The following is a 26,451-nucleotide window of genomic DNA, read 5'->3' as shown; positions in this document are numbered from 1 at the left end:
CTGCCCCCTTTCAAGGTTCGGGTTAGGTCGTCGTCGCCGAAGCGGCTTTCTTGGAAGGACGCGCTGGCGCAAGGGCCAGCGCGTCCTGTCGACAGCGGCAGTTATTGAGCCGCAACCACCGCTGACTCCTTGGCCTGTAGTTCGGCCAGCATCTGCTCGTCGCTCTTCATGATGCCGAAGTCGAGCAGCATGTCTTCGAGCTCTTCCATGGTAATCGGGGTCGGAATGGTCCCTTGGCCCGAATTGGCATGGATCTTCTCGGCTAGCGCCCGATATTCCCCGGCCTGCTTGGAGTCCGGCGCGTACTGGATCACCGTCATCTTCCTGAGCTCGGCGTGCTGGACGATGTTGTCACGCGGCACAAAGTGGATGAGCTTGGAATTGAGCCTGGCAGCCAGCGCCTCGGAGAGGTCGAGCTCGCGGTCCGTCTGGCGCTCGTTACAGATCAGGCCGCCGAGCCGCACGCCGCCGGAATGGGCATATTTCAGGATGCCCTTGGCGATGTTGTTGGCGGCATAGAGCGCCATCATCTCGCCGGACATCACGATGTAGATCTCCTGGGCCTTGTTCTCACGGATCGGCATCGCAAAGCCACCGCACACCACATCGCCGAGCACGTCATAGGAGACGTAGTCGACATCGTCATATGCACCGTTCTCTTCAAGGAAATTGATCGAGGTGATGACGCCGCGCCCGGCGCAGCCGACGCCCGGTTCCGGACCGCCGGACTCCACGCACTTGATGCCTTTGTAGCCGGCCTTGAGCACGTCCTCGAGCTCAAGGTCTTCCACCGAACCTTCCTGCGCTGCCAGATGCAGAACCGTGTCCTGTGCTTTGGCGTTCAGGATCAGCCGGGTGGAGTCGGCTTTCGGGTCGCATCCGACGATCAGGATCTTCTGCCCGAGGTCGACAAGCGCTGCGAGCGTATTTTGGGAGGTGGTGGACTTGCCGATCCCCCCTTTGCCGTAAAATGCGATTTGACGCAAATCTGACATATCGCCTTCCTTCTTTCGTTCCATCCATCGCTGAGTAAAAGGCAGGCAGCTCGCGCCGCCTCGCATGGCAATCTTCAAAACCCGTGCCATGTGGGCAGCAGCATATAAAACAGCTGTTTTGCTGATCTTCAGCTATTTAGTTCCGAACTTTCGAAGGCGGGATCGACAAACTCTTGTCTCGAAACCGCCAAACTGGACGAAGCGGCTGCGAGGTCTTGTCGGTTGGAAATCGCTTGCGTCAAAGATCAACAAATCTCGTCCGTATCCTTACATCTCAGGCGAGGGACAGAAGTAGTGTGGCAAGTCGTAGAGCCAAGCAGATCGGTACCGTCTTGACGGCCGATCGGCTTCGCACCACGCGTCGAATCAAGGCCGGATGATCAGCAGAACGCATATGAAGGCACAGTAGAGATTGTCGCTTACAACAAACTCGCTGTTATGCTGTCTCCATGAACAAATAGGGGGAATGCCGACAGCTTGGCAGCTGCAGTCTTGCAGGCCCGGATTGTTTCGCCATTGGCTGAGATTGACAACGGAGCCGGTTTCGATCGTCAGCGGGCCAGATTCTGAGGAAATGCTCGAAGGCTACAGCAAAGATCGTGAGCAAGCTATCAAGTTAAAGCGCTAGTCGCGGACGCTTTTTTCCGGCCATACGCTCAGCTCCGACAAATTGTGGATCGCGTAGTCGAATACGGCGAAGAGCTTAAGGCAATTTTAGTAGGTGCTATCAGAATTGACCGATGATCATTATCCGACGACGACATCACCGCTCATCTTTAGGAAAGTGGCATTTGCGCGTGCCCGCACAGTCGTAATATCGGGAGCAATAATCCCCCGTATCGGTTCAACGTCGCCGGACAAGCCCGCCAAGTTGCATCTGTGGCCTTCACGTTTTCAAGATCTCGCGCCCGACGAACTCTGCCGCTCCAGAAAGACTTCCGCTTTCCTCAGGGAGAAAGCATTCATTAAAATCGCCGCATTCCTTGCAGCTGGGAGCGCTACAAAGGGAAAAGCCTTCAGCTTCGCAAATCTTGCGGTAAAAATACTTCTTCCACCTCATGTTGTTGGTGTTGCCTGCCACCAGCGCCGGAAAATGCGCGAACAGCAATCTCCTAAGTTCGGCTTTGTCAAGCAAGCCGAGATCCCGCCAGAGGTGGTCTTCGCGCATGGAACGTCGCGCAATGATCTTAGCAAAACGCACGCCCTCAGGGTCGCCTGGCCGCACATGCCCTAGGAGCATATCGCGCAACAGTTGCTCCTCCGCATCAGGCACGCAATCACTCGCCTCTTGCAGGGCAAAAGCGCGGATAAGCCTTGCCGGGAAACTGCGGGCTGGTATATCCCGCAGCTCCCTAAGCGAAAGGCCGGTTGCCTCGGTCGCGGTGGCAATCCCCATCTCAATTTCTTCAAGTGCGCGCGAAAAAACGCGGAAGAGCACATAGTCATCAAAATATAACTTGAGACCCATTTGGCATGGTCGGCTGAAATAGCGTGTTTGGCAATCGTCGCAGTGGTCGACGGCTATGCCGGTTTGACGTGCGGCGTCCGCAGCTGGCACCGCCACCGTCGAGACCCCGATGTGATGCACATTTGGCATGCGCTTCGTCGCTTTCTCCAATAATCGAATTCAGTTGGCTGCTTTGATCCCCGCAAGGCGAGCATTCAAAGGTTGTGCCAGCTTGAGCAAGTGACAGTTGAAGCCGGCTTTTCAATCACTCGATCGCCCGTGCAGCGGGGAGGCGATCCCGCCTCCCAGTTATCGCCAAACGGACAAACGCAGGCTTTCAATCTGCGGCGCCGATCGAGCAGTCTGAGTGTAGCAATCTGAGGGAAGATCAAAGATCAATTGCTGCGCAACGACGTGTTAGCCGCCGATAGAGTTATCATATGTCTCTTCGATAGTCCTCAGAGTAGTTGGAGACCGGCACTGAACGTCTTCCGACCTTCAGTGTTGACCTTTGTCCAGTTGAACGGGAGGCCTTCGGCAACGTAGTAAACGCCGCTTTGAGGCGTCAGCTTTCCGTTTCTCGAGCCAATGTCGCCACGCTCGCGGACTCTCAGCGAATCGGCGCGATAGAGTTCATTCTCCTGGATCCTATCATTCGTCATTGCGCTCATAGGAGCACCGGGGAGCGGCGATCAATACGCACTTGCAGGCCTTCCAGTGCGCCCGCAACGATGAGGCCCTTGTTCGCCACTCGGTCCATCGGAACAAACACAGGATCAAGCACCGGCCGGCAACATTCAAAACGTCGCGCGGCTTCCGTCATCGTTATTGACGGCGAACGATAAGGTTTACTACCATCGCCTCCCAAAAGCGCTATCTGCCCGGCAAGAGGGATCGGGTACCCGTCAAAGATCGTAAAGGCGGTTAACCCAACTCGCAAAGCTTCTTCGCCAACAAATAGCGAGTGCATGTCGTCGAAGCGGATCATCTGAATAAGATCACTGCCAATTAAACCGGCGATCGATGCAATGCTGTTGCGATCAGGGAGCTCAGCGGCGCGAAAGATCGCACTTTCTGGCTCCAACAGATACACAAAATTTTCCATATCCTTGCCTTCTAAATTCTTGAAAAGAGCTCGTGCCCAGCTGCTTTTGACGGGAGCGAAAGCGACTCGTGCATCAACTTGGGATAGCGACAACGCGCGGCAATATGCAGATTTCAGCGTGCTGTGTAAATGGTCCTGCGCCAATTCGGTTCGGTTCAATTCAAGCCAGGCTCCGGACGCGTCGCTCCGATGTCGCCCAGCCAGTTGATTCTATTGAGATATTTTAATGGGCGTGTTTTTATTCCGGCCAGCCCCCATACCAACTCCGGGCCAAACATGAACGCGACGATGTTAGACCATACCGGCAGCCGCGAGTCGACTAAGCGGGTTCAGCAATCGAACGCGGCGGCCATCGGCGTCGCCGCACGTATGGCTCGAATTTGTCCCAAATTTGCCGAACGGGATCCCGACCTTGGGCAAACTATGCAAACGGGTGCGTGTTCCAAGTTTGACGAGATCTGTACGTTGTACGAATACCCGGCAGAATTAGAAATCATTTCCCATGCTGCAGACGCGAGAGCCTGAACTCGAAGCTAACGAGTGGAGCTTCTATCAAGGCACCCCTTACGACGTATAAAGCAGAAAGAAAATTTGCAATCGGCGAGTTCCATCCGAGCATCACGACATTTGGCTAGCGCAACCGGGGCAACAGCCGCGCTCACTGTTGGCTGACTTAAAGTGTGCTGAAAGCCGCGGTCGCGAGTTCGCGCTCGGTCCCCAGGCGTTTTCGGTGCCGCGTTTTTAGCGTTATTCAAAACGCGGATGATGGCATCCAATCAATCTATTTTGCCTGATTAGCGACCTTGGTGCATGACCAAGGTGTCTCACCAAACAAGCCGATCGCGACCTCAGCGGAGAACGTACAAAAATGCAATAGATAGGAAGCGGCAGATTTTATTGCGTATCCCGGAGAGATACTGGCGCCGCCTTGTTGCTCGCTATGGCGGCGGCCTTCGGAGTCTGGCGAACAGGATTTGCCGAGTCGGAAGCCGCGAAAGAAGAAGTCGTCACTTTGGCGTATTCGCGCTGACCCAACTTTTGGCAACCTATGGCACTCACGGCGAAGTCATGCACGTTCATAGCGTGGACGAATCGGGCGAAAGGTCAGCGTCGACGCAGTTCAAGTATTGGACGAACGAACGGGAGCAAGGCCTTGTCCTTTAGAACTTTTTTTTGCATTCTGCTACTGGTCACGTGCACCAGCGCTGTTTCGGCCTACGCCGCGTCGCTTTCCATCTTCAAAGCGTTCGCCGTAACACTAGCGGCTTCGGTTTTCCTTCAGGTCGTTTATTTCTTGAGCCTGCTATTTATGTCCTTCCGGCCCACGCGCGAGAGCGACAGGTCGATACATTCAGGAACTCGGCAGGCAAACCAGCCACAAAAACATGATCGCGATGAAACTGAGCTGACCTGCCACTGAATTTTCATCCGGCGGCGATTAGAGCCTCGGCGGTTTTGAATACGCCAAGTGGCGCGGTGTGAGCAACCGGCGGAAACGCGAAGCCTTCATCTTGCGCAGCGTTGGAGCCGGTTGCGGCGATGGTCCCGGCATAATCTGCCGGGGTCTGATATCCGAGCGATTAGTGCGGCCGGAAATTATTGTGATCGTCCGCCCATTCGGCAATGGCGCTTCGGGCATGATTGAGGCCAAAGAACAGGCTTCCGTTGAGCAGTTCGTCGCGCATCCGACCATTGAAGCTCTCGGCATAGCCGTTCTGCATCGGCTTTCCCGGCGCGATGTAGTGCCAGTCGACTTTGTGATCCTTCGACCACGCGAGGATCGCATTCGAGGTGAGTTCAGTGCCGTTGTCGGAGACGATCATCCCCGGCTTGCCGCGTCGTTCGATCAGCGTCGTCAGTTCTCTGGCGACACGGCGGCCGGAGATCGACGTGTCCGGGATCGCCGCCAGGCATTCGCGCGTTACGTCATCGACGATGTTGAGCACGCGAAACCTCCTTCCGCAAGCGAACTGGTCGTGCACGAAGTCTAGCGACCATCGGGCATTGGCCTTAGCTTCGACCAGAAATCGGAGCACGCGTGCGGACAGCACGGCGTCTGGCTTTGCGCTTGCGGACAGAGAGACCCTCCTCCCGATAAAGGCGATAGATGCGATTGACCCCGGACGGTTCTCCCTCCCGCCGAAGCAGGACGAACAGTCGCCGGTAGCCGAAACGCCGCCGCTCATTGGCGAGGTCGCGCAGCTTCGCTCGCAACTCGGTTTCCGGCGGTCGGTTCGACTGATAGCGGATCGTCTTGCGGTCGGCGGATATGATCTGGCAGGCCCGCCGTTCCGAAAGACCCATGACGGTCTTCAGATGCGTGACGGCGTCACGCTTCGCGACAGGCCCTACCATTTTTTTGAAAGAAGCTCGCGGAGTGCTGCTGCGTCCAACATCTGCTCGGCGAGCAGCTTCTTCAGCCTGGCATTCTCATCTTCAAGCGCCTTCAGCCGCTTGGCCTCGGAGACTTCCAGGCCGCCGTATTTGGCTTTCCAGTTGTAAAACGTCGCTTCTGAAATCCGTGCTTGCGGCAAAGGTCGGCCGCCTTCGCACCAGCCTCCTGCTCCTTCAGCACCGCAATTATCTGCTCTTCGGTAAATCTCTGCTTCTTCATTCGTCCGTCCTTTGATGGGCCGGACTCTAATCAATTCTGGAGGAAATTCGCAGGGGCAGGTCAGAGCAGTCCAACGTCCCCCAGCTTGACCTAAGGCGTAAACGGCGCACCCCTTAGTTAGCGGTGTAGGTATTGACCCAATTCATCAGGCTAAAGCTCAATTCGATGTCATGGAACTACTCAACAACCTCCAGCAACCGAGGACCGCTTTCTTCACCACGGTGCGGCGGTCCATGAGATGCTGCATTGGTCTCCCGATTGCTTCATCTTCGGCAGGAGGCTTCTGGATTGGGCATCGTCTGGTTTAGAAAGCACCTCCGACTCAGGCGACTGTTGCCGACCGCCGCTCCTGATTAGATGACATGTTTCCGGAAGAGAACATGCTTCGAAATTTGAGCGTTTCCCGTTGCCTTTTCTACCTACGCCGATCGAGAAGCTCGACCGTCTCGGTAAGCGCGGGGGTGGAAACATTAAGAACAACGTCAACGAGATGACTACAAGCTCAGAACTTGCATTTGGCGGAAATAAGCTCCGCAAACTTTACTACCGGAGGGTCGAGGCGGGTCCAGTCTGATTTGCCCAGAGCCGGCGCTTTTAACGCGGCGACCTCGGCGCAGTCGACGACGTTCCCGCCCATCGGACGAAAACTGGCGGGGCAACTTCGACGTCGAAGATGGCGCGGATTGTTGCACGAAAGCCCGCCGCGAGGGCATCCCATGCAGGTCGCCGACTATCGGACGCAGACCGGCTTAGAGCAGTCTTTTGTCAGACATGTACTCCGCGGTTGTCGGCAATGAGACTGAATGGCGGGAGCTTGACACTACGCGCTGCTACGAAATGCCTGCTGAACCCACGAATTCACTTCGGCACGCGATTTGCTCTGGTCACGGTATGTCGCCAATCGCAGCGCGATGGTCTTCGGGCGGCGCATCGCTGTTCGCGTCTCGTGAGTTCCGATGGTTTGCTGGGCAATGATAGTGGCTCGGTTGTGTGTGCCGGGAAAATGTGAGGAGTGTTAGATGCGATCTAGAGTTCTTCGTTTGCGACCCACAACAATCGCCCACGTCGCGAGCGGTACAGCCAAAGCGGCAGACCTTGAGCCAGGCGGGAAGCCGGGGGTGTGGGACTGGACTGGAAGTTCTGTTTGCGGACGGGTCGGTGGGCGGGTGCGGTCGAACCTGCTGCGCCAATTCCTACGGTCGGCCGACCTATGGCGATACCGACATGTTCGATTTCAACCGGCTGCAAAACCCGCACCTGCCGCTCGGCCAGGGGCCGCATCTGTGCCTGGGCGCTGCGCTGGCGCGCCTGGAATTGGGAAGTGTCTTCCCCCCGCCGTTCGTGCGGCCGGAGGATCTGGCGCTGGCAATCGCCGCAGAGGGCGTGGTCTACACGTTGCCTTAACTCATTTGCTGCCCGCAGTCTGCCCATCATCTTCCGCCCCTTCCGGGCTTAAAGAGTGAAGCGTCACCATGTCCGAACAATCCTTGCCGACGCTGCCGATGTGGCGGGTCGATCACATCGAGCCCTCGCCCGAGATGTTAGCGCTACGCGCCAAAGGTCCGATCCACCGCGTGCGCCTTCCGTCCGGGCACGAATGCTGGTGGGTGACAGGCTATGACGAGGCCAAGGCGGTGCTGTCTGACGCGGCATTCCTGCCCGCGGGAATGCCTCCGGCGGATTTCACCCCCGATTCGGTCATTCTCGGTTCGCCGGGATGGCTGGTCTCGCACGAAGGGGACGAGCATGCTCGGTTACGCACGATCGTGGCGCCGGCCTTCAGCAACAGCAGGGTGAAGCTGCTTACGCAGCAGGTCGAGGCGATCACCGTGCAGTTGTTCGATACGCTGGCGGTTCAGCCCCAGCCCGCAGACTTGCGACGCCATCTCTCCTTTCCGCTTCCGGCCAAGGTAATCAGCGCGCTGATGGGCGTGCCCTTCGAGGAACACGCCTTTTTCGCAGGGCTCTCCGACGAGGTGATGACGCACCAGCATGAAAGCGGCCCGCGCAGCGCGTCCGGCCTGGCCTGGGAAGAGCTCCGCGCCTACATCCACGGCAAAATACGGGGCAAGCGACAGGATCCGGGCGATAACCTGCTGACGGATCTGCTAGCCGCGGTCGACCAGGGCAAAGCGACCGAGGAAGAGGCGATCGGCCTCGCGGCGGGCGTGCTGGTGGCGGGGCACGAGAGCACCGTCGCGCAGATCGAATTCGGCCTGCTGGCCATGTTTCGCCATCCGCAACAGCGCGAACGCCTGGTCCGCGATCCTTCCCTGGTTGACAAGGCGGTGGAAGAAATACTGCGCATGTATTCGCCTGGCGCGGGGTGGGACGGCATCATGCGCTATCCCCGGACCGACGTTACCATCGCGGGCGTGCATATACCCGCGGAGAGCAAAGTACTGGTCGGCCTGCCGGCGACCTCGTTTGATCCGTGCCATTTCAAAGACCCGGAAGTCTTCGACATCGGACGCGACGCAAATCCCCACCTGGCGTTCTCCTACGGGCAGCACAATTGCATCGGGGCGGCGCTGGCGAGGCTGGAACTGAAGGCCATATTCGGTTCGATCTTCCAGCGCTTTCCCGCGTTGCGCCTGGCCGTGGCGCCCGAAGAACTGAAGTTGCGCAAGGAGATCATCACCGGCGGGTTCGAGGAGATGCCGGTGCTCTGGTGCGGACGCCCCCCGGCATCGCAATCTTCTCATTTGGCGGCGCCTGGCGCGCACCGGTCAGATCAGCCACTCGACAGGTAATCAAGATGGACGTGCAAGACACCACGGCAGCATGCCACGACGCCTTCGCCGAGCTGGCGTCGCCAGCATGCATCCAAGACCCGTACCCGTTCATGCGGTGGTTGCGAGAGCACGATCCGGTGCACCGCGCGGCGTCGGGCCTCTTTCTGTTGAGCCGCCACGCCGACATCTACTGGGCGTTCAAGGCTACGGGCGATGCGTTTCGGGGGCCGGCGCCATCCGAACTGGCGCGCTATTTCCCGCGTGCGGCGAGCAGCCTGTCGCTCAATCTGCTGGCGTCTACGCTAGCCATGAAGGAACCACCGACGCATACGCGTCTGCGCCGGCTGATTTCGCGCGATTTCACCGTGGGCCAGATCGACAACCTGCGGCCGAGCATCGCGCGCATCGTCGCAGCTCGCCTGGATGGCATGGCGCCCGCACTGGAGCGAGGAGAGGCGGTGGACCTGCATCGGGAATTCGCACTGGCCTTGCCCATGCTTGTCTTCGCTGAATTGTTCGGCATGCCCCAAGACGACGTTTTCGAGCTCTCAGCGATCGTCAGCGCCATTCTAGAAGGCCTGAGCCCGCACGCCAGCGATCCACAGCTCGCCGCGGCGGACGTGGCCAGCGCCAGGGTGAAGGCCTATTTCGGCGACCTCATACTGCGCAAGCGCGCCGATCCCCGCCGCGACATCGTGTCGACACTGGTCGGCGCACACACCGACGACGCCGATACGCTCTCGGACGCGGAGTTGATCAGCATGCTGTGGGGCATGTTGCTGGGCGGCTTCGCCACCACTGCTGCGACTATCGACCATGCGGTGCTGGCGATGCTGGCCTACCCCGAGGAGCGGCACTGGCTGCAGGGAGACGCCGCAGGGGTGGAGGCATTTGTAGAAGAAGTACTGCGCTGCGAGGCGCCCGCCATGTTCAGCTCCATTCCGCGTATCGCCCAGCGCGACATCGAACTGCATGGCGTGGTGATCCCGAAGGACGCGGACGTGCGCGTGCTGATCGCGGCCGGCAATCGCGACCCGGACGCTTTCGCTGATCCCGACCGCTTCGATCCGGTGCGGTTCTACGGCACCAGGCCTGGCATGTCGAGCGACGGAAAGATTATGCTGAGCTTCGGCCACGGCATCCACTTCTGCCTAGGTGCTCAACTCGCCAGGGTGCAACTGGCCGAGAGCCTGCCGCAGATCCAGGCTCGCTTCCCCACGTTGGCCTTGGCCGAGCAGCCGACCCGGGAGCCCTCAGCGTTCCTTAGGACGTTCCGCGCGCTGCCGGTGCGGCTGCACGCGCAGGCGGCGGCTGAGGTTCGCGTCGTGGTCGACCAGGACCTGTGCGGAACCACTGGTCAGTGCGTGTTGACGCTGCCGGGCACCTTTCGTCAGCGCGAGCCGGACGGCGTGGCGGAAGTGTGCATGGCGACGGTCCCGCAGGCGCTGCACGCCGCCGTGCGCCTAGCAGCCAGCCAGTGCCCGGTCGCGGCCATTCGGGTGATCGAAAGCGAAGCCGGCGATGACCATTGCACCAACCCCGGCCCTACGCCCTCTCCGGCAGACGCTGAGCGACATGCAGCGAAAGACCTACGCAATCCAGGAGAACATGATGGAACGATTTAAAGGCAAGGTGGCCGTGGTGACCGGCGCCGGCGCCGGGATCGGCAAGGCATGCGCCCTCGCCATCGCGCGCGAGGGCGGCAGAGTGGTGGTGGCCGACATTGATGGCCCCGCTGCCATCGCCTGCACCGCACAGATCGCAGCCGAAGCGGGCCAAGCGCTGGCCGTGGCCATGGACATCGCAGATGCGCAGGCGGTGGCAGAGCTGTTCAAAACGGCGAAGCGGCGCTTCGGTGGGGTCGACGTGCTTGTGAACAATGCGAGCGCCATGCATTTGACTCCGCACGACCGCGCGATCCTCGACCTGGACGTGGCGGTCTGGGACCAGACCATGGCGACCAATTTGCGCGGCACGCTCCTTTGCTGCCGGCAGGCCATCCCACAAATGATCGGCCGTGGTGGTGGCGCGATCGTGAACATGTCATCGTGCCAAGGGCTCAGCGGCGACACCGCACTGACGTCATACGCCGCGTCGAAGGCCGCAATGAACATGCTGTCGGCCTCGCTTGCCACCCAATACGGACACGCGAAGATCCGCTGCAACGCGGTTGCGCCAGGTCTTGTCATGACCGAACGTCTCTTCGCCAAGCTGGACGAGTGCATGCAACGGCATCTACACCGGCACCAGCTCCTGCCGCACGTCGGCCGCCCCGAGGACGTAGCCGCGCTGGTCGCGTTCCTGCTCTCGGAGGAGGCTGCGTTCATCACCGGCCAGGTGGTGTGCATCGACGGCGGCATGTTGGCGCATGTTCCAACCTACGCCGACGGTGGCAACAGCGCGGCTCGGCCGGCCGGTGACGCCGCCGAAGCAGCCGCAGCGTCGCATTGGTGATGGACATGCTGCTCAACCCGCTGAACCGCTGGCGCCGGCTACGGGACGACATCCCGGTCATGCCTGGCGCTTTCCCCCTGGTCGGGCATCTTCCCGCCATCGTCTGCGATCTGCCGCGCCTGCTGCGGCGCGCGGAAAGGACCCTAGGCAGCCACTTCTGGCTGGACTTCGGCCCGGCCGGACACCTGATGACATGCCTGGATCCAGATGCGCTCGCATTGCTCCGGCACAAGGAAGTGTCCTCGGCACTGATCGAAGAGATGGCGCCCGACATCCTTGGCGGAACGTTGGTCACTTTGGACGGTAGCGCGCACCGGCAGGCGCGCGATGGGATAAAAGCGGCGTTTCTGCCGAGGGGTCTGACCGAGGCCGGCATTGGCGAGCTGTTCGAACCAATTATTAGGGCTCAGGTCAAGGCGTGGCGCGACCGCGGTGAAGTCGCTATCCTGCCAGACACCCGCAACCTGATGCTCAAACTCACCTTCAGTCTCATGGGCATCCCCGCCCAAGACCTGTCGGAGTGGCATCGCAAGTATCGGCAACTGCTACAATTGATGGTCGCGCCCCCGATCGACCTGCCGGGGATGCCCTTGCGACGCGGCCGCGCCGCCCGCGATTGGATCGACGCGCAGTCGCGCCAGTTCATCCGGGACGCGCGCGCGCGCGCCGCGCGCACCGGGTTGATCAACGACATGGTGAGCGCCTTCGATTGCAGCGATGGCGCGCTCTCCGATGACGTCCTGGTCGCCAATATCCGCTTGCTGCTGCTTGCCGGCCACGAGACCTCCGCCTCGACGATAGCCTGGATGGTGATCGAGCTGGCGCAGCATCCAGAGCTGTGGGACGCCCTGGTCGAAGAGGCGCAACGCGTGGGCGCGGTGCCGACCGGGCACGAGGACCTGGCGCAATGTCCGGTCGCAGAGGCGCTGTTTCGGGAGACGCTACGAATGCATCCGGCTTCCTCGCTCGTACCGCGTCGCGCGATGCAGGAATTACAACTCGGCCAGCGGCGCATTCCTTCGGGCACTCATTTGTGCATCCCACTACTGCATTTCTCGACCTCGCCGCTGCTGCACGAAGCGCCCGATCAGTTCCGTCTGGGGCGGTGGCTGCAACGCACGGAGCCGATCCGGCCGGTGGACATGCTGCAGTTCGGTGCCGGCCCACACGTCTGCATGGGCTATCACCTTGTATGGCTGGAGCTGGTGCAGTTCAGCATCGCCTTGGCATTGACCATGCAGGAGGCCGGGGTGCGGCCGCGATTGATGAGCGGCGTCGAAAAAGGCCGGCGCTATTACCCGACCGCACATCCGTCCATGACAGTCCGCATCGGATTCTCATGAGCTGGGATCCTCTGCCCCGTGTCAAGAGGCAGCGGCGACGACGATGGGCGGCATTGCTGCACTCGGCGCGCGCGCGCGGTGCGACGCCGGCAGCACCGCGGCGGCTCGCCGCTCGCCGCGGCATTCTCTGTCAGGTAGAAGGAGATGAACAACATGCAGAAGGGTTCCACGCTAAACGACGACCGAACTGGCGTTTCCCCGTTCGGCGGATCGGGCGCGCAGGCGTGCGGCGGATTGCCGGTGCGCGCGTCCATAGGCATTGGCGCGCTATGCGCCGTCGCGGAGGATGCCGCGCTTTACTCTGTACCGCGCACTGGATCGCTATCGCGCCTGTTTCGGCCTTGTATTGTAGGTGGTCGAGGATGACACGCCAGCGGATGAAGCGACGCTGGGCAAGCCCCCGGCAAGCATGCGGCGGAGAAGAAAGCAACCGGCGTGCCGATCACGAAGCTGCATGCAGCGCCCCAGTCAGTGCCGGGCCTATGGCCAGAGGCCGAGGAAGCCATCACCTCGCTGCGCCCGCGTGCGGAGCGGTTGGCGCAGGCCGTGCAGCGGGCCAAAAGGGTATCTGTTCAAGCACGCGCCGTGCGCATTGGCGCCGGTCCGCACGGAGGCGCCGCCGTACCGCTGCGATCGGCCGGCGGCACCGCTAGATGCTACATTGTGTTCGATTCCACGGCAGATCGGAGCGGTTGCCCACCGCGGACCGCCGCCAGCATAGGTGCGCTTCGCCGCGCTTCTCGTCAACTGCCTGCAGAGGGAACATCCCGCATGAGTGCGCTGTCCGAACAGATCCTTTCTGAATTGCGCCACTTGCTGAACGAGACGCGCGATGGCGGCAGCGTGAGTCCGTCCGTTTACGACACGGCGCGCGTTTCGCAGTTCAGCGGCAACGTCACCGGTCGGCAGAACGGATACGCGTGGCTCATGGCGCAGCAACAGGCCGATGGCGGGTGGGGAAGTGCTGACTTCCCACTGTTCCGCCATGTACCCACGTGGGCGGCGTTGCTTGCATTGCGGCGTGCCGATCCTCTTCCCGGCGCTGCGGACGCAGTTCAGGCTGCAACGCGGTTCCTCGAGCGCCAGCCGGATCCCTACGCGGATGCGGTGCCGGAAGACGCGCCGGTAGGCGCGGAGCTGATCCTGCCGCAGATCTCCGGCGAGGCCACATCCTTGGTGGGCGACGTGGTGTTTCCGCGCTACCCGGCGCTGTTGCCGTTGCGGCAAGCGTGCCTGGTTAAGTTGGGGACGGTGGGACCGCTGCCGAGCGGCCATCCGTTGTTGCACTCCTGGGAAGCCTGGGGGACGTCGCCGACCACGGCATGCCTGGACGACGACGGCAGCATCGGCATCAGCCCGGCGGCAACCGCCGCGTGGCGTGCGCACGCCCTCACACAGGCGAGCGCGCCACAGGTCGAGCGTGCCGACAGGTATCTTCAGGCCGCATCGCGCGCGGCGCGCAGCGGCATCGAAGGTGTCGTTCCCAGCGTCTGGCCGATCAACGTGTTCGAGCCATGCTGGTCGCTGTACACTCTGCATCTGGCCGGGTTGTTTTCGCATCCCGCGCTCGCCGAGGCGGTGCGCGTGATCGTCGCGCAGCTCGATGCCTGTCTGGGCGTGCGCGGTCTGGGTCCGGCCTTGCACTTCGCGGCCGATGCGGACGACACTGCTGTTGCGTTGTGCATCCTGCACCTAGCAGGACGCAACCCGGCTGCCAACGCGTTGCGCCACTTCGAAATCGGCGGGCTGTTCGTTACCTTCCCCGGCGAGCGCAATGCCTCGGTGTCGACCAACATCCACGCCCTGCATGCGTTCAGACTTTTGGGAAAGCCCACCGCCGGTACCAGCGCTTACCTTGAGGCCAATCGCAACGCGGACGGTCTATGGGACAATGACAAATGGCATGTTTCGTGGCTGTATCCCACCGCGCATGCAATCGCTGCGCTCGCGCAAGGCGCGCCCCAGTGGCGCGACGAGCGCGCGCTGGCGGCGCTGTTGCAGGCGCAGCGCGACGACGGCGGCTGGGGCGCGGGTCGCGCGTCAACATTTGAGGAAACCGCCTATGCGCTGTTCGCGTTGCACGTGATGGATGGGCGCGAAGAGCCGACAGGGCGCGCCCGCATCGCGCTGGCGGTCGCGCACGCGCTGGAGTGGATGCTCGCTCGCCATGAGGCGCATGAATTGCCGCAGACGCCGCTGTGGATCGGCAAGGAATTGTATTGCCCGACCCGGGTCGTGCGCGTGATCGAACTCGCCGGCTTGTGGCTGGCTCTTCGTTGGGGGCGGCGCATCCCGACCGAGGGAGCAGGAGGAATGGCGCAATGATCCCGACGGAAAGCGCGCTGCAGCAAGTACTGGAGTGGGGGCGTTCCCTGACCGGATTCGCCGACGAGCATGCCGTAGAAGCAGTTAGGGGCGGACAGTACATCCTGCAGTGTATCCAACCGAGCTTGCACGATATCAGCGCCCGCACCGGCCGAGATCCGCAGGACGAAAAGCTGATCGTGGCGTTTTATCGCGAGTTGGCGCTACTGTTTTGGCTCGACGATTGCAACGACCTTGGCCTGATCGCGCCGGAGCAGCTGGCCGCGGTGGAGCAGGCGCTGGGGCAGGGCGTGCCATGCGCGGTCCCCGGTTTCGAGGGCTGCGCTGTGCTGCGCGCTTCCCTGGCCGCGCTCGCCTACGATAGGCGCGACTATACTGAGCTTCTAAACGATACCCGGTGCTACTGCGCGGCGCTGCGCGCCGGACCCGCGCAGGCGGCGGGGGCTGAACGCTGGTCGTACGCCGAATACTTGCACAATTCCATCGATTCGATCGCCTACGCGAACGTGTTCTGTTGCCTGTCGTTGCTATGGGGGCTGGACATGGCGACCCTGCGCGCGCGTCCGGCGTTTCGCCAGGTGCTGCGGCTCATCTCCACGATAGGGCGCCTGCAGAACGATCTGCATGGATGCGCCAAGGATAGGGCGGCGGGAGAAGCCGACAACGCTGCCATCCTGCTCCTGCAGCGTTATCCGGCTATGCCTGTGGAGGATTTCCTCAACGACGAGCTGGTCGGCCATGCGCGCATGCTGCACCGAGTGATGGTGAAAGAACGCTTTCCTGCACCATGGGGACCGTTAATCGAGGCCATGGCGGTCATTCGCGCGAAGTACTACCAGACCTCGATCAGCCGCTACGGCAACGATGCGGCGGGGGGAGGCCAGCGTGCGCCGGCGTGAACGCGCGGGAGGCGGCGGCGTGCGCGCGGCGCCCTCGGTCCGATCCGACGCAACGCCAACGCCCAATACGGCGGATCGAGCGAGCGGGTGCGACGACGCCCTGACCCGGCGCAAGGACGACCATCTGGACCTCGTGCTGGATCGGCGAACGGCGCCAGCCACGGTCGCTGCCGGCTGGGAGCAAATCCGGTTCGAACACTGCGCACTGCCCGAGCTGGACCTGACGCAGATCGAACTGCGCACATCGCTGTTAGGCAAGCCCATACGTGCGCCGCTGCTGATCAGTTCCATGACCGGCGGAATGCCACGCGCAAAGGCCATCAATCGGCACCTGAGCGAGGCGGCGCAAGCCTTGGGGATCGCCATGTGCGTCGGTTCGCAGCGCGTGAGCCTCCAATCGCGCAATTCCCAGGGGCTGACGCGCGCCCTACGCCGCCTGGCGCCTGACATTCCCTTGCTGGCCAATATCGGCGCTGCGCAACTGCGCGAGGCCGACGGCCTTGATCTGGCGCGCCGGGCTGTCGATGCGCTGGAGGCTGATGGGCTGATCGTCCATCTCAATCCGCTGCAGGAAGTGCTACAGCCGGATGGCGACCGCGACTGGCACGGCGTACTGGCGCAGGTGGCTCGCGCCGCGCGTAGCGTGGGCGTGCCTATCGTGGCCAAAGAAGTCGGGTGGGGCCTGTCCGCCTCGGTGGCCTGCGCGCTCGTCGAGGCGGGTGTTGAGGTGATTGATGTCGCCGGAGCCGGCGGCACCAGTTGGGCCGCGGTGGAGGGCGAGCGCGCCCGCGATGCCGCCGGCCGTGCAGTGGCGATGGCGTTTGCCGATTGGGGGATCCCGACACCGGCCAGCTTGCAGGCGGTCCGTCGGGCACTGCCAACGGTGAAGCTTATCGCGTCCGGCGGGATCCGCGACGGCGTCGACGTGGCCAAGGCCATTCGCCTGGGTGCGGACATTGCCGGGCAGGCAGCCGGCGTGCTGCCGGCGGCTACGGTATCGACCGAAGCGGTCGTTGCGCATTTCGAGGTCGTCATCCGCCAGTTGGCCGTCGCCTGCTTTTGCACCGGCTCACCTGATCTGGCGACGTTGCGCCAGGCGCGCTTGTTGCCCTCCGCGCACTTGTTGCCCTCCGCGCATCCGCCAGTCGGATGATGCCGGCGTCGCCCGCTCTGTCGGCCGGCCCTCCAAGCTGGTTGCAAAAACCGTTAACGCTAAAGCTAGACCTCTAATCCACCTTGGCCCAGCGGTTCGATGCAGGGAACGAAATGTTCATGAAGCAGCTGTTGACGATGAAGCGGTAATGATGCCGCCGGCTAGGTTATGCGTACCGTAACTCGGGCTTACAAAGGCGCGCAATCCAGCGCCGTTTGTTGAATCAGACCGGCTTTTCCCGGTCCAGCCACGCCTTTGCAAAGTGCATGATTAAGCCAGTCAACGAAGGACCGTTTTTGAGGGCTGGCAGGAATGGTGTCACCTATCTGTTCGAGATACGCATAAAATCTGGCGGCTGCGCTGTCCAATCCTTGGCCGCGAACGATACTGGGTCGATTCAGCTGCGTGTCCACGGCAGGCAATTTGCCAAGCACTTCTGCGCGGCCGACTGTATCTGCGATGTCGTCGGCGATCTGATACGCGTGCCCGAGCAATTCCCCCACCTTAGACCATGGGGCCGGATCTGCACCACTTGCCAGGGCACCGCAAGTGGCCGCCGCGACAAAGAGGGAGCCGGTCTTGTAATGGTGATAGCGGTCGATTGGGACGTGCGTCATTGCCTCCATCGACTGTCCGGCGATCAGTCCGTGACTGGGGCCGACCGCCTCCGCAACCACCTCGATCATGCGCGCGCCCAACTCAGGTGTTAGCGCAGCCTGCAAGCTGAGGTATTTGAAAGCCATCACAATCAAGGCATCGCCGGTCAAAACGGCGATAGGCTCTCCGAAAAGCCGGTGCACCGTTGGTCTGCCGCGGCGTAGGGCCGCGTTATCGAAGCAAGGCAAGTCGTCATGCACCAACGAGGCACAGTGCAGCAATTCAATTGCTGCCGCGGCTCTTGTCGCGAGCTCAGGATCTTTTTCGCCGCACACATAGGAGACTTTCAAGCAGAGCTTGGGGCGCATCCGGGAGCCCCCTGGAAACACTGCCGCGTCCAGCGCTCCACGCAGGTGAGCCGGCGCAGCCGGACTTAGAGCAGTATCCATGGCAGCTCGCAGCGCTTGCTCGATGAGCTTGTCGCTATCGCCAACCACGTCGGCTTGGTGATTCGAAATCATATCGCATCTCCACTTTTGAGACGAAAACGAAAACGGGCCTAGTCCAACCGGTGCCAAACAAAAGGCCGATTTCGCTGTGTCTCTTCAGGTTCTAAGGCACCGTTAAGTTTAGCGGATTGCGGCGGCCAACATGCGGCACCGGCGTGACCAATGAAACCGTGTGCCAGTGGGAGCCTTAACTCGGCAAGGCGATCTCCCACTGGAATCCCTTGAAGCAGTCTCATTCGTGGCGACCTGACATCTGAACGTCGGTTACTTCGATCGCGCGCGAAGAACATTGGCTCCGGCGGCGCTGTCGGCCAGAATGGCATCGCTCTCAACGTCTTGGTCCAAAGCTGAAGAGGCTCCCGCGCTGAGCAGTGGCTGGTGACAAAGCTCTTTGGATCGGCTGCACGCCGCCGCGCGTGATGATCGCTGACGAGCTCCGTTCGTACGGTACGACATGGGCGAAGATGGGCCTTACATCTAAAGGTGTTGGTCATCGTCGATAGTAGCCACTGGAGCTTGGACCGGAACCATTGCTGGCAGAGATCTGGGCTCCTACAAGCAATTGGTGTGCCACCAGATCATTGTTAGTGAATGTTTCAATGGCGACAGAAGGCGTCTTCCGGTGCTCACCGTGTGTCGGGAGTCGCGGATTGTGCCACTCCGCCTAGTATTTGAACAGCGTCAACCTTGCGAGCGATCCGTCCGAAGGCCAACCCAGCATTGGAGTGATTTGGGTTGAGGTCACAATGCACGTCGGCGCTTGCACCATGCCAGCCTGTCAATGTGCGCGATCGCACACGACTGTCAGCTTTGCGTCAATTACGATCGAACCGATGCTTTTGACGTTTCACGAGGTTACGCTGCCGATAGACCCAGCGTGAGAAGACGACTGAGCCTTCCAGTTGTTCTTCGGCGCGATGTTGCCGAAGCCTTACACTCGACCGGCTTGGCGAGGATTTCAGCGCTGCCGTAGCCCTTGTCGGCCGGCAGGAAACCGCTTCGAAAAGTCGGTCCCCTACCGCCTTTTGCTAGCGGACTAAAAGGGCGGAGCAGGTGGATCTATACAGCGCTTTCTTTCAAAGCCCTGGTTGCGCCTTGTGTTCGTCAGCGATCAGGAGCGCCTTCGGCTCCACATGCTTGGCGACGGCCGCCCATGCATCCTTGCCGTTCTCGTCCAGGATCACCCGCGTCACCGTTCTGTTCGGTGCATGGCGGTTGGCCTCCCTCAGCGCCAGAACTCACATACGCTTGCCGTTCTGATTTTCCTTCTTGCGCCCGTCCTTGCGCTCTTCCTTCTTGTCACCTTGCGGAGGACGCCGCCCACATACTTGCCGTCGATCTGCACCGTACCGTGCAGCTTGATCGCATCACGGCGAAGGTCGGCTGCCTCCCGGAGCTTCTGCAGCAGGAAGTAGGCGGTCTTGTACGTACCCATCCGGCGAAGGCCGTCTGTCCTGACTTGCTGATTGGCTTTAAGTCCATGCCTTATGTCATGCGCTACAATCATTTCCCCCATTGAGGTCTTGTCCGTCGACGATCTTGGTCGCCGACGGGATTGGTCGGACGAAGAGAAGGTTCGGATCGTCGAGGAAAGTCTACAAGGCTTTCGGAAAGGCTCGGTGACGGCGCGGCGATATGGATTGTCACGGTCATTGTTGACCCGTTGGCGTCGGGAATACCGTAGTGGTCTTCTGAGCAGTTCCGCTACAACGGGCTTCGTGCCACTTACGATTTCGCCACCGGCGGCGGCATCTTGCGAGGTAGCCTCACGGCCGCGATTTGAAGACGACATGACGATCGAGATCGGCCTGCCGAATGGCCGACGGCTGACGATCCCAGCCTCGCTTGATCCGACCATTCTTGCCCGCCTGTTGCCCGTCGTGGATGGGTCATGATCGCGTTTCCCGCGGGGGTAAAGGTGTGGATCGCGGGCGGGGTGACGGACATGCGTTGCGGCATGAACAGCCTGGCGCTGAAGGTTCAGCAAGGTCTTGGCCGCGATCCTCATGGCGGCGAAGTCTTCTGCTTCCGGGGTCGCAAGGGTGACCTGATCAAGGTCCTCTGGCATGACGGCGTCGGCATGTCGCTTTACCTGAAGCGGCTGGAAGCTGGAAAGTTCATCTGGCCGGTCAGCCAGAATGGCTCCGCCGTGCCTGTATCGTCGGCGCAGCTCGGCTATCTCCTGGAAGGGATCGACTGGCGCAACCCGCGCTGGACGCAGCGGCCTTCGAAGGCAGGCTGACCGCCTGCATTCCTCTGTTTTTGTTGGGCTTTCGGCATGCGGCATGGTAGCTTTCGGCCATGGATGATGCTGCTTCGGAGATAGCCAGACTGCGCGCCGCGCTTGCGGCATCGGAAGCGCGTGCCGCCTCTGCCGAGGCCGACCTCGCACAGGTGCGCGCGGTCGTGACGACGTCTGAGGCGATGATCCGGCATCTCAAGCTCGAGATCGCCAAGATACGTCGCGAGCAGTACGGCCAGAGCTCGGAGCGCCGCGCCCGGCTGATCGAGCAAATGGAATTGCAGCTCGAAGAACTTGAAGCCGACGCCACCGAAGACGAGATCGCTGCGGAACGCGTGGCGACGAGAATCACAAATGTCTCCGCTTTCGAACGCCGCCGGCCGGCCCGCAAGCCGTTTCCCGAGCACCTGCCGCGCGAGCGCCTGGTCATCGATGCCCCGTCGACCTGCACCTGCTGCGGCTCGCACCGCATCGTGAAGATGGGCGAAGACATCACCGAGACGCTGGAGATCATTCCGCGCCAGTGGAAGGTGATCCAGACGGTGCGCGAGAAGTTCACCTGCCGGGACTGCGAGAAGATCAGCCAGCCACCGGCCCCTTTCCATGCGACACGCGGGGATGGGCAGGACCGCACCTGCTGGCGACGATCCTGTTCGAGAAGTTCGGCCAACATCAGCCATTGAACCGCCAGGCTGAGCGCTACGCCAGGGAAGGCGTCGCTCTCAGTCTCTCCACACTGGCCGATCAGGTCGGAGCCTGCACGACGGCCCTGCAGCCGATCCATGACCTGATCCGTGCCCATGTTCTGGCCGCCGAGCGGCTGCATGGTGACGACACCACCGTGCCGCTTCTGGCCAGGGGAGCAACAAAGCAGGCGAGGCTCTGGACTTACGTCCGCGATGACCGCCCTTTCGCGGGCGGCGCGCCTCCCGCCGCACTCTTCCACTTCTCTCCCGATCGCGAGAAGACCCACCCCAACACGCATCTCGCCGGATGGCACGGCACCCTGCAAGCCGATGCCTATGGCGGCTACAACGACCTCTATCGTGCCGACCGCCGCCCCGCGCTGGTGATCAGCGCACTTTGCTGGAGCCACGCGCGGCGCAAATTCTTCGAACTCGCTGACATCGCCGGCAACGTGCGCAAGGGCAAACCTGCCCACGAGATATCGCCCGTCGCGCTTGAGGCCGTTGCCCGCATCGACGCGCTCTTCGACATCGAGCGCGGCATAAACGGAATGCCTGCCGAGGATAGGCTCGCAGCGAGGCTGCAACATGCTCGCCCGCTCGTCGAAGAACTGCACGATTGGCTCATGGCCCAGCGCGGGCAAATGTCGAAGCACAACCCCGTCGCCGAGGCGATCAACTACATGTTCGAGAAGGAGGGTCGCTGGGAAGCCTTCGCCCGGTTCCTCGACGACGGCAGACTGTGTCTGACGAACAATGCCGCCGAACGAGCCCTGCGCGGCGTTGCCGTACCTGAGTCATTGTGCACTCCCTCTTTAAGTATCTGTAAACATTGGAAGCGTCTCGGTGTCAGCAATGCGACACGGGCGGCCCTTTCGGGCTATCGCGGCTTGGACGGTTGCCGAAGTCAGATTGCTGGCCCGGATTTGATACGGCGCGCCGGGAACCACCTGCTCGGCAGACAACACGTTCGTCTTGATCAGGTGGCGTATTCGGTGGTTGGTCACGCCCAAAACCGCCGCCGCCTCTGTCATGGTCAGCCATTCGCCCTCTTTATCGGCTGATTTGTACGCGTGAATGGCCCGGACCCGCCTTACTGAAGCGACCCGGTGTGCAGTCCAGGTTTTTCCTTGCCCCGTGGGCATTCCCATTCGATTGAGCGACGCGGCGATATGTTCATCGGACCAGCGTCCTGCCATGCTCCGCATCACTGCCAAAGCATCTTCCGTTGTGGCGCACCCGTGTTCAACCGTCTGGGGCTTGCGAACCTTGAGCTCCGAATGCTGACCGCCTTTCCAATGGATGGTCAGCACCACGTCGCGCACCTCATCATCGACATCGACAACAATGTCGGCGATCAATGTACGTAGCAGTTGCTGGCGCACGCGCATGGTGACATCCGGCGACTCCCAGGCCGCCTGCAGATTGTCGGCGAGGTTTGCGAAAGTGCCTGGGTCAACTTCGATGGTTGAAGGACTTTCGGTAGGCCTGCGCACTTCCAGATCACGGACGCGGCGTAGCGCCGTTTCCCAATTCTTCTCAAGCTGTGCAGCTATCAGGCGGTTGTCGGGATCGCATGCCGCATAGCGGCGCTCGGCGAGGCTAGCCTCGTAGCGGGCCTGTTGTAGCTCCAGATCGTGAATGTGGCGCTGGTCTTCCTGTCGCTCCCGGTGCATCCGCTCTGCTTTAAAAGTCGCCTCGATCGCTAATGGTTCTACCGCGCGCAACAACTCGCGCGCAACCGCCGCATCGACCTTCGAGCCGCCGAACGTCATGCAACGGGGCAAGCCCATCATCAGGTTCTGTTTATAGCAGCGATAGACAGGATTTTGTGGATTTCCCGTATAGGCAACACTCAGTCGCCGTCCAGACCGTCCGCAGGTCAGGAGACCTGATAATAATGCTTTGCCGCCGCGGCCCGATTTAGTCCCACCCGATCGGCCATAATTATTGAGGGCCAGTTGCTGTTGGTTACGCTCGTATTCGCCCCAACTAATGTAACCTTCGTGATGGTCCCGGATCATCACCTCCCAGGTACCGACGGGCTTGCCGTGCCCGTAACTGCGCCGAGCCCATCCATCGACGATGGCAGTCCGCTTCTCGCTCTTCCCATAGACGTAAACGCCGGCGTAGAAGGGGTTTTTGAGGATGCCGATCACATTGCGATAACGTACTGGCATCCATACGAAGTTGGTCATGCGCCCTTCATCCGACGGCCGAGGGAAGTGAATGTGATCTTTCGTCATCGACAGCAGCACCTGACGCGCGCTTCCAAGGTCGTGGAAGCGGGCGAAGATGGATCGAATTACCTCTTGCAGACGCAGATCAGGATCGAGCCCAAGCCCGGCCTCCCGATGCCAAATGTAGCCGAACGGAACAGAAAGTCGCAGTTCGCCACGGCGCGCCTTCGACCTGGCGGCATCGAGCATCCGGGCTCTCAGCACGCCCAGTTCGAACTCGCTGATACTGCCCTTCATTCCCAGCAGCAGCCGATCGTTGGGTCGACATGGATTGTAGACGCCGTCATGGTCAATGACGCGGGCTTCGACCAGGCCGCACAGTTCGAGCAGGTGATGCCAGTCCCGACCGTTGCGCGCAAGCCGTGAAGCATCGAAGCAGAAAACGGCACCAACTTTGCCGGCGCACAGTAGGGCGACGAGACGATCGAAGCCCGGACGGGCGACGGTTCCGCTGGCAGAGCGCCCGAGGTCGTCGTCGATCACCTCGACGTGGCTGAAGCCGTGGTGTCGCGCAATGTCAACAAGATCATACTGCCGTCGCTGGCTTTCCAGATTGGTTATAACCTGCGACTGAGTGGATTGCCGCACATAAACGACGGCCTTGCGCGCGAGCAGCGCTGTCGGAATCAAATCAGTGATGGTCATCGTTGAGCTCCTCGAATATCAGGTCGAGCTGCCGGCCCGACGCCGGCACCAGCGTATTGCGAGATCTCATCATGGTCCTCCTGAGTGATTCTACGTCCACTTCGGAAGGGTGCCGCTTTGCTGCCGCCAGAGACCAGCCTGTTCAATTCGATTAGCGTCGCAAGATCGACGCGTGGCGTTCCCATGGTCATGCCGCGGCAGACCACGGGATCGATCATCCACCCTGAGATCGCGATGACGACACCTGTCGGCCCCAGAACCTTCAAAAACCGGCCTGTCGCTCGTTCTTCGACGCGACGAATGGAAACCTTCTGGCCAAAATATGGATGCCAGCAATAGTGAACCTCGACTTCATCGCCGACATGGGCAGAATGAACAGGGCATTGCTCTCGGAAGAAAGGCATGGCTATTCGCCGGTTCCCAGCGCGGAGGCGAGCGTGCTGCCTTCATGTATTCCCTAATCGTCACGGCAAAGACGAACGATATCGATCCGCAGGCCTGGTTGGCGGACGTGCTCGCCCGCATGCCTGGCATTCCCGTATCACGGCTGCCGGAACTGCTGCCGTGGAACTGGCCCGCCGGAAGCGCCCGGCAGATGGCGGCCTGATGGCGCGCCCGACGCATGTCTACACGATCAACTACGTCGCCACGCTGATTGGCGAGAACCTCGAACTCATCCAGGAGGTCGCCAGCAACTCCGACAACATCGACTATGGTGAGATGATCCATGCCCATGACGGCAGCGAAGAGGGCATCACGACCTTCACCGACCGGGGCATCGAAAGCTTGAAGGAGTTCCTCGCCGATATCCGCACCTGGGAAGGAGGTGTTCGGCAGTTCCTTGTCGACGAGCAATGCGATCGCGACAAGATTCGAACGCATCATGGCAGACGAGCCGAAATCATAAGTGCCGCGGCCTTCGCCGGATGGATACTCTTGTACTGGACGTTGACCTTGCGGCTCAGATGGAGCGCCGCCATGCCCTTGGCGGCCGTGATTCCTCCCAGATTGCCATGATGATCTTCTTGAATGAAAGCTTGCGGTCGGCGAAAACCGAAAATTCGGCGCGGCATTCCGGCTCCGAGCATCAGAACGACGACGCCGTACGGCGCCAGGCAGCCACAGCGAGGGCAATATGGCTTCCCGACGTTCTTGGGCCAACGGAAGTCGACGAACAGGCCGTAGGTGTCGTCCTCGGCTGCCCGAAGCCTCTCTCGGGTCAGGCCAGGCGCACTGGTCGTATTTCGAACCTCCGGTCTCCTGCGGAGAAAGCGTCGTAGGAATTCGGTCTCAGGATGGAATTCGCTCCTGCAGCATGTTCAGGCTTCCGGTCCATACGCGAGACATAAGCAGACAACTCCGTCGTAAGGACGGAAGCGAAAGGTCAGTGCTCTATTCGTATCGATTTGAACATGAAAGGACCCTTACCAGGAGAACGAAACCACGTTCAGGGGTTAGCACTTTCGTAAGGTTGTCAAACCCGTGCCCTTATATCGGGAGAAAATTCAATGTCTCAGAGCCAGACTACCCAGCGCAATCTATAATCCAGTTCAGTGAATGGGTCCAGATCGTGAGAGCTGTCTTCGGGTGACCGCGCCTCATGACGACTATTAACGACTCGTTCCCAACAATCGAACATCCGCAAGGTAGATTCACGTTCGAGCATCTTGTGCCTACCTCTGTATGCCTTACTGGGCAGGTAACATTGCCGTTTCAGGCCCTGTCCTGACCTCTGGCCTTAATGATCTTGTTGTTTATTACCTTTTCCCGAGCAGATCAGACGAACACAACGTAGAACTGGTGGTAAAAAGCGCTGATCAGAAAGAAATTAATTTCAGCCGCATCAAGCGAAGGTGTAACGTCTGCCAACTCGTAAAAAAGGCTCATTTCCAGCAAATAAGGGTGCCCTAGAAACAAAAAAGGCCCCCTAAAGGAGCCTTCCCATGGCGTTTCCGCCGAACGCGTGTGCCCTACCGTGGTGTACCGACCTCTAAGGGTGCACCTGCAACAGCGACCTTTCGGAAGCCTCGTTGTCTGCTGCTCACAAAGATATAACCCTCACGGTCGACTATTTCAAGCCCTTTGTGTGGATGCGATAAGGTGGCGGCTTCGTTTAGCAAAGTTCACGTTTGTGGCACTTGCTCCATGATGCCGGAATTTTCAGAGAGCATCGAACCTACACGCTAGCGGGAGCGGTAACCGATATGGGTTCTTGGCTGAGTGATTTCCAGCACGGCGGAGCTTTCCCAGCTAGCCAAATGGGATATCGTGGGACGGGGAAATGGATCGGTTTTCGAGGATTATGTCTTATCGTCCTCAACGAAGACCGCTTAGAAGATGTTGAGCATTGAATGTGAATTTTCGCTCAAATTCGACGCAACCTAGATGTTTCAGTCGCGGGTGCGGCCATAGCCGACTCATCTTTCATGGAACTGGGCCACCGGTCTAGCGAGACTGTTTTG

The 26,451-nt window shown here is 60.7% G+C and carries 20 protein-coding genes and 5 pseudogenes; 14 read left to right on the top strand and 11 right to left on the bottom strand.

Annotated elements, in window-relative coordinates; translation table 11 throughout:
- Window positions 1–101: 101 nt before the first annotated feature.
- The 3 genes from nifH to AMK02_RS24810 form a co-directional block, all read right to left on the bottom strand.
- Window positions 102–995 carry a nitrogenase iron protein gene (gene nifH, locus AMK02_RS24825; protein ID WP_004675840.1) on the bottom strand — a complete coding sequence of 298 codons (894 nt, stop codon included), beginning with the start codon at window positions 993–995 and terminating at the stop codon, window positions 102–104.
- Between the two features lie 886 nt (window positions 996–1,881).
- On the bottom strand, window positions 1,882–2,592 hold the full coding sequence (locus AMK02_RS24820; protein ID WP_008536495.1) for a nitrogen fixation protein NifQ: 711 nt from the start codon (window positions 2,590–2,592) through the stop codon (window positions 1,882–1,884).
- 517 nt (window positions 2,593–3,109) lie between these two features.
- Window positions 3,110–3,547 (bottom strand): DUF3846 domain-containing protein, encoded by a 438-nt coding sequence (locus tag AMK02_RS24810; RefSeq protein WP_008536498.1) that lies wholly within the window; start codon window positions 3,545–3,547, stop codon window positions 3,110–3,112.
- Between the two features lie 189 nt (window positions 3,548–3,736).
- On the opposite strand from AMK02_RS24810, the gene AMK02_RS31930 reads away from it, so the two are divergent.
- Window positions 3,737–4,072: a hypothetical protein gene (locus tag AMK02_RS31930; RefSeq protein ID WP_158464441.1), complete on the top strand. Its 336-nt coding sequence runs from the start codon at window positions 3,737–3,739 to the stop codon at window positions 4,070–4,072.
- Window positions 4,073–4,971: 899 nt separating this feature from the next.
- Here the strand turns inward: AMK02_RS31930 and AMK02_RS24800 are convergent.
- Window positions 4,972–6,161, bottom strand: a pseudogene (locus AMK02_RS24800) (IS3 family transposase).
- A 1,224-nt stretch (window positions 6,162–7,385) separates the two neighbouring features.
- On the opposite strand from AMK02_RS24800, the gene AMK02_RS24790 reads away from it, so the two are divergent.
- The 8 genes from AMK02_RS24790 to fni all read left to right on the top strand — a co-directional run bounded on the left by AMK02_RS24790 (window position 7,386) and on the right by fni (window position 17,070).
- Window positions 7,386–7,565 (top strand): cytochrome P450, encoded by a 180-nt coding sequence (locus tag AMK02_RS24790; RefSeq protein WP_008536508.1) that lies wholly within the window; start codon window positions 7,386–7,388, stop codon window positions 7,563–7,565.
- Between the two features lie 68 nt (window positions 7,566–7,633).
- Window positions 7,634–8,914: a cytochrome P450 gene (locus AMK02_RS24785; RefSeq protein ID WP_011053445.1), complete on the top strand. Its 1,281-nt coding sequence runs from the start codon at window positions 7,634–7,636 to the stop codon at window positions 8,912–8,914.
- A 5-nt stretch (window positions 8,915–8,919) separates the two neighbouring features.
- Window positions 8,920–10,521, top strand: a complete 1,602-nt coding sequence (locus AMK02_RS24780; protein WP_011053444.1) for a cytochrome P450 — start codon at window positions 8,920–8,922, stop codon at window positions 10,519–10,521.
- Window positions 10,508–11,350 (top strand): SDR family oxidoreductase, encoded by an 843-nt coding sequence (locus tag AMK02_RS24775; protein ID WP_008536513.1) that lies wholly within the window; start codon window positions 10,508–10,510, stop codon window positions 11,348–11,350. Before AMK02_RS24780 ends, AMK02_RS24775 begins: the two co-directional genes overlap by 14 nt.
- Entirely contained in the window at window positions 11,350–12,693 is a 1,344-nt protein-coding gene (locus tag AMK02_RS24770) for a cytochrome P450 (protein WP_011053442.1), read from the top strand. The genes AMK02_RS24775 and AMK02_RS24770 overlap by 1 nt, the downstream gene beginning before the upstream one ends.
- A 771-nt stretch (window positions 12,694–13,464) precedes the next feature.
- On the top strand, window positions 13,465–15,018 hold the full coding sequence (locus AMK02_RS24765; RefSeq protein ID WP_016737498.1) for a hypothetical protein: 1,554 nt from the start codon (window positions 13,465–13,467) through the stop codon (window positions 15,016–15,018).
- Window positions 15,015–15,917, top strand: coding sequence for a terpene synthase family protein (locus tag AMK02_RS24760; RefSeq protein WP_008536520.1), 903 nt, complete (start codon window positions 15,015–15,017; stop codon window positions 15,915–15,917). The genes AMK02_RS24765 and AMK02_RS24760 overlap by 4 nt, the downstream gene beginning before the upstream one ends.
- Complete coding sequence (gene fni / locus AMK02_RS24755) at window positions 15,904–17,070, top strand: type 2 isopentenyl-diphosphate Delta-isomerase (RefSeq protein ID WP_016737499.1); 1,167 nt, start codon at window positions 15,904–15,906, stop codon at window positions 17,068–17,070. Before AMK02_RS24760 ends, fni begins: the two co-directional genes overlap by 14 nt.
- A gap of 188 nt (window positions 17,071–17,258) precedes the next feature.
- Here fni and AMK02_RS24750 read toward each other — a convergent pair whose 3' ends face one another.
- From AMK02_RS24750 to AMK02_RS24740, 4 genes and pseudogenes are all read right to left on the bottom strand, one after another.
- On the bottom strand, window positions 17,259–18,188 hold the full coding sequence (locus tag AMK02_RS24750) for a polyprenyl synthetase family protein (RefSeq protein WP_008536525.1): 930 nt from the start codon (window positions 18,186–18,188) through the stop codon (window positions 17,259–17,261).
- Window positions 18,189–19,018: 830 nt separating this feature from the next.
- A pseudogene (locus AMK02_RS32735) lies at window positions 19,019–19,166 on the bottom strand (IS5/IS1182 family transposase); the annotation flags it as partial.
- Between the two features lie 86 nt (window positions 19,167–19,252).
- Window positions 19,253–19,369 carry a transposase gene (locus AMK02_RS31445; RefSeq protein ID WP_008536526.1) on the bottom strand — a complete coding sequence of 39 codons (117 nt, stop codon included), beginning with the start codon at window positions 19,367–19,369 and terminating at the stop codon, window positions 19,253–19,255.
- Window positions 19,370–19,401: 32 nt separating this feature from the next.
- A complete protein-coding gene (locus tag AMK02_RS24740; RefSeq protein WP_008536527.1) occupies window positions 19,402–19,692 on the bottom strand; it encodes a hypothetical protein in 291 nt (96 codons plus the stop codon).
- On the opposite strand from AMK02_RS24740, the gene tnpA reads away from it, so the two are divergent.
- The 3 genes from tnpA (at window position 19,664) to tnpC (ending at window position 22,168) form a co-directional block, all read left to right on the top strand.
- The gene (tnpA, locus tag AMK02_RS32730; protein WP_011053439.1) at window positions 19,664–20,071 is read left to right on the top strand and encodes an IS66-like element accessory protein TnpA; all 408 of its coding nucleotides are present in this window, start codon (window positions 19,664–19,666) and stop codon (window positions 20,069–20,071) included. The two genes, AMK02_RS24740 and tnpA, sit on opposite strands and share 29 nt — an antisense overlap.
- Window positions 20,068–20,418, top strand: coding sequence for an IS66 family insertion sequence element accessory protein TnpB (gene tnpB / locus AMK02_RS24730; protein ID WP_016737501.1), 351 nt, complete (start codon window positions 20,068–20,070; stop codon window positions 20,416–20,418). Before tnpA ends, tnpB begins: the two co-directional genes overlap by 4 nt.
- 59 nt (window positions 20,419–20,477) lie before the next feature.
- A protein-coding gene (gene tnpC / locus AMK02_RS30690; protein WP_237350495.1) for an IS66 family transposase occupies window positions 20,478–22,168 on the top strand; the annotation gives its coding sequence in 2 pieces (ribosomal slippage) (window positions 20,478–21,030 and window positions 21,030–22,168; 1,692 coding nt in all).
- Window positions 22,169–22,843: 675 nt separating this feature from the next.
- On the opposite strand, the pseudogene AMK02_RS32335 reads toward tnpC, so the two are convergent.
- Together AMK02_RS32335 and AMK02_RS30680 are read right to left on the bottom strand one after the other, a co-directional pair.
- A pseudogene (locus tag AMK02_RS32335) lies at window positions 22,844–23,989 on the bottom strand (recombinase family protein); the annotation flags it as partial.
- Window positions 23,986–24,393 (bottom strand): hypothetical protein, encoded by a 408-nt coding sequence (locus AMK02_RS30680; protein ID WP_012489556.1) that lies wholly within the window; start codon window positions 24,391–24,393, stop codon window positions 23,986–23,988. The gene AMK02_RS30680 and the pseudogene AMK02_RS32335, both read right to left, overlap by 4 nt.
- Between AMK02_RS30680 and AMK02_RS24710 the strand changes: the two are divergent.
- Window positions 24,366–24,596, top strand: a pseudogene (locus AMK02_RS24710) (transposase domain-containing protein); the annotation flags it as partial. The gene AMK02_RS30680 and the pseudogene AMK02_RS24710 sit on opposite strands and share 28 nt — an antisense overlap.
- Window positions 24,596–24,896: pseudogene (locus AMK02_RS24705) on the top strand (hypothetical protein). The pseudogenes AMK02_RS24710 and AMK02_RS24705, both read left to right, overlap by 1 nt.
- On the opposite strand, the gene AMK02_RS31925 reads toward AMK02_RS24705, so the two are convergent.
- Window positions 24,871–25,062: a hypothetical protein gene (locus AMK02_RS31925; RefSeq protein WP_170965075.1), complete on the bottom strand. Its 192-nt coding sequence runs from the start codon at window positions 25,060–25,062 to the stop codon at window positions 24,871–24,873. The pseudogene AMK02_RS24705 and the gene AMK02_RS31925 sit on opposite strands and share 26 nt — an antisense overlap.
- Window positions 25,063–26,451 lie beyond the last annotated feature (1,389 nt).

It is taken from the genome of Rhizobium sp. N731 (assembly GCF_001664145.1).
Classification (GTDB): Bacteria; Pseudomonadota; Alphaproteobacteria; order Rhizobiales; family Rhizobiaceae; genus Rhizobium; species Rhizobium esperanzae.
Note: the sequence above shows the minus strand (reverse complement) of the source record. Positions and strands in the feature narration are given on the sequence as shown.

Bases quoted from the DNA above. Each gene is read 5' to 3' on its own strand.
- nifH (WP_004675840.1), bottom strand. From the start codon at position 995: ATGTCAGATTTGCGTCAAATCGCATTTTACGGCAAAGGGGGGATCGGC.
- AMK02_RS24820 (WP_008536495.1), bottom strand. From the start codon at position 2,592: ATGCCAAATGTGCATCACATCGGGGTCTCGACGGTGGCGGTGCCAGCT.
- AMK02_RS24810 (WP_008536498.1), bottom strand. From the start codon at position 3,547: ATGGAAAATTTTGTGTATCTGTTGGAGCCAGAAAGTGCGATCTTTCGC.
- AMK02_RS31930 (WP_158464441.1), top strand. From the start codon at position 3,737: ATGTCGCCCAGCCAGTTGATTCTATTGAGATATTTTAATGGGCGTGTT.
- AMK02_RS24790 (WP_008536508.1), top strand. From the start codon at position 7,386: ATGTTCGATTTCAACCGGCTGCAAAACCCGCACCTGCCGCTCGGCCAG.
- AMK02_RS24785 (WP_011053445.1), top strand. From the start codon at position 7,634: ATGTCCGAACAATCCTTGCCGACGCTGCCGATGTGGCGGGTCGATCAC.
- AMK02_RS24780 (WP_011053444.1), top strand. From the start codon at position 8,920: ATGGACGTGCAAGACACCACGGCAGCATGCCACGACGCCTTCGCCGAG.
- AMK02_RS24775 (WP_008536513.1), top strand. From the start codon at position 10,508: ATGGAACGATTTAAAGGCAAGGTGGCCGTGGTGACCGGCGCCGGCGCC.
- AMK02_RS24770 (WP_011053442.1), top strand. From the start codon at position 11,350: ATGGACATGCTGCTCAACCCGCTGAACCGCTGGCGCCGGCTACGGGAC.
- AMK02_RS24765 (WP_016737498.1), top strand. From the start codon at position 13,465: ATGAGTGCGCTGTCCGAACAGATCCTTTCTGAATTGCGCCACTTGCTG.
- AMK02_RS24760 (WP_008536520.1), top strand. From the start codon at position 15,015: ATGATCCCGACGGAAAGCGCGCTGCAGCAAGTACTGGAGTGGGGGCGT.
- AMK02_RS24750 (WP_008536525.1), bottom strand. From the start codon at position 18,188: ATGATTTCGAATCACCAAGCCGACGTGGTTGGCGATAGCGACAAGCTC.
- tnpA (WP_011053439.1), top strand. From the start codon at position 19,664: ATGTCATGCGCTACAATCATTTCCCCCATTGAGGTCTTGTCCGTCGAC.
- AMK02_RS24740 (WP_008536527.1), bottom strand. From the start codon at position 19,692: ATGGGGGAAATGATTGTAGCGCATGACATAAGGCATGGACTTAAAGCC.
- tnpB (WP_016737501.1), top strand. From the start codon at position 20,068: ATGATCGCGTTTCCCGCGGGGGTAAAGGTGTGGATCGCGGGCGGGGTG.
- AMK02_RS30680 (WP_012489556.1), bottom strand. From the start codon at position 24,393: ATGCCTTTCTTCCGAGAGCAATGCCCTGTTCATTCTGCCCATGTCGGC.
- AMK02_RS31925 (WP_170965075.1), bottom strand. From the start codon at position 25,062: ATGCCGCGCCGAATTTTCGGTTTTCGCCGACCGCAAGCTTTCATTCAA.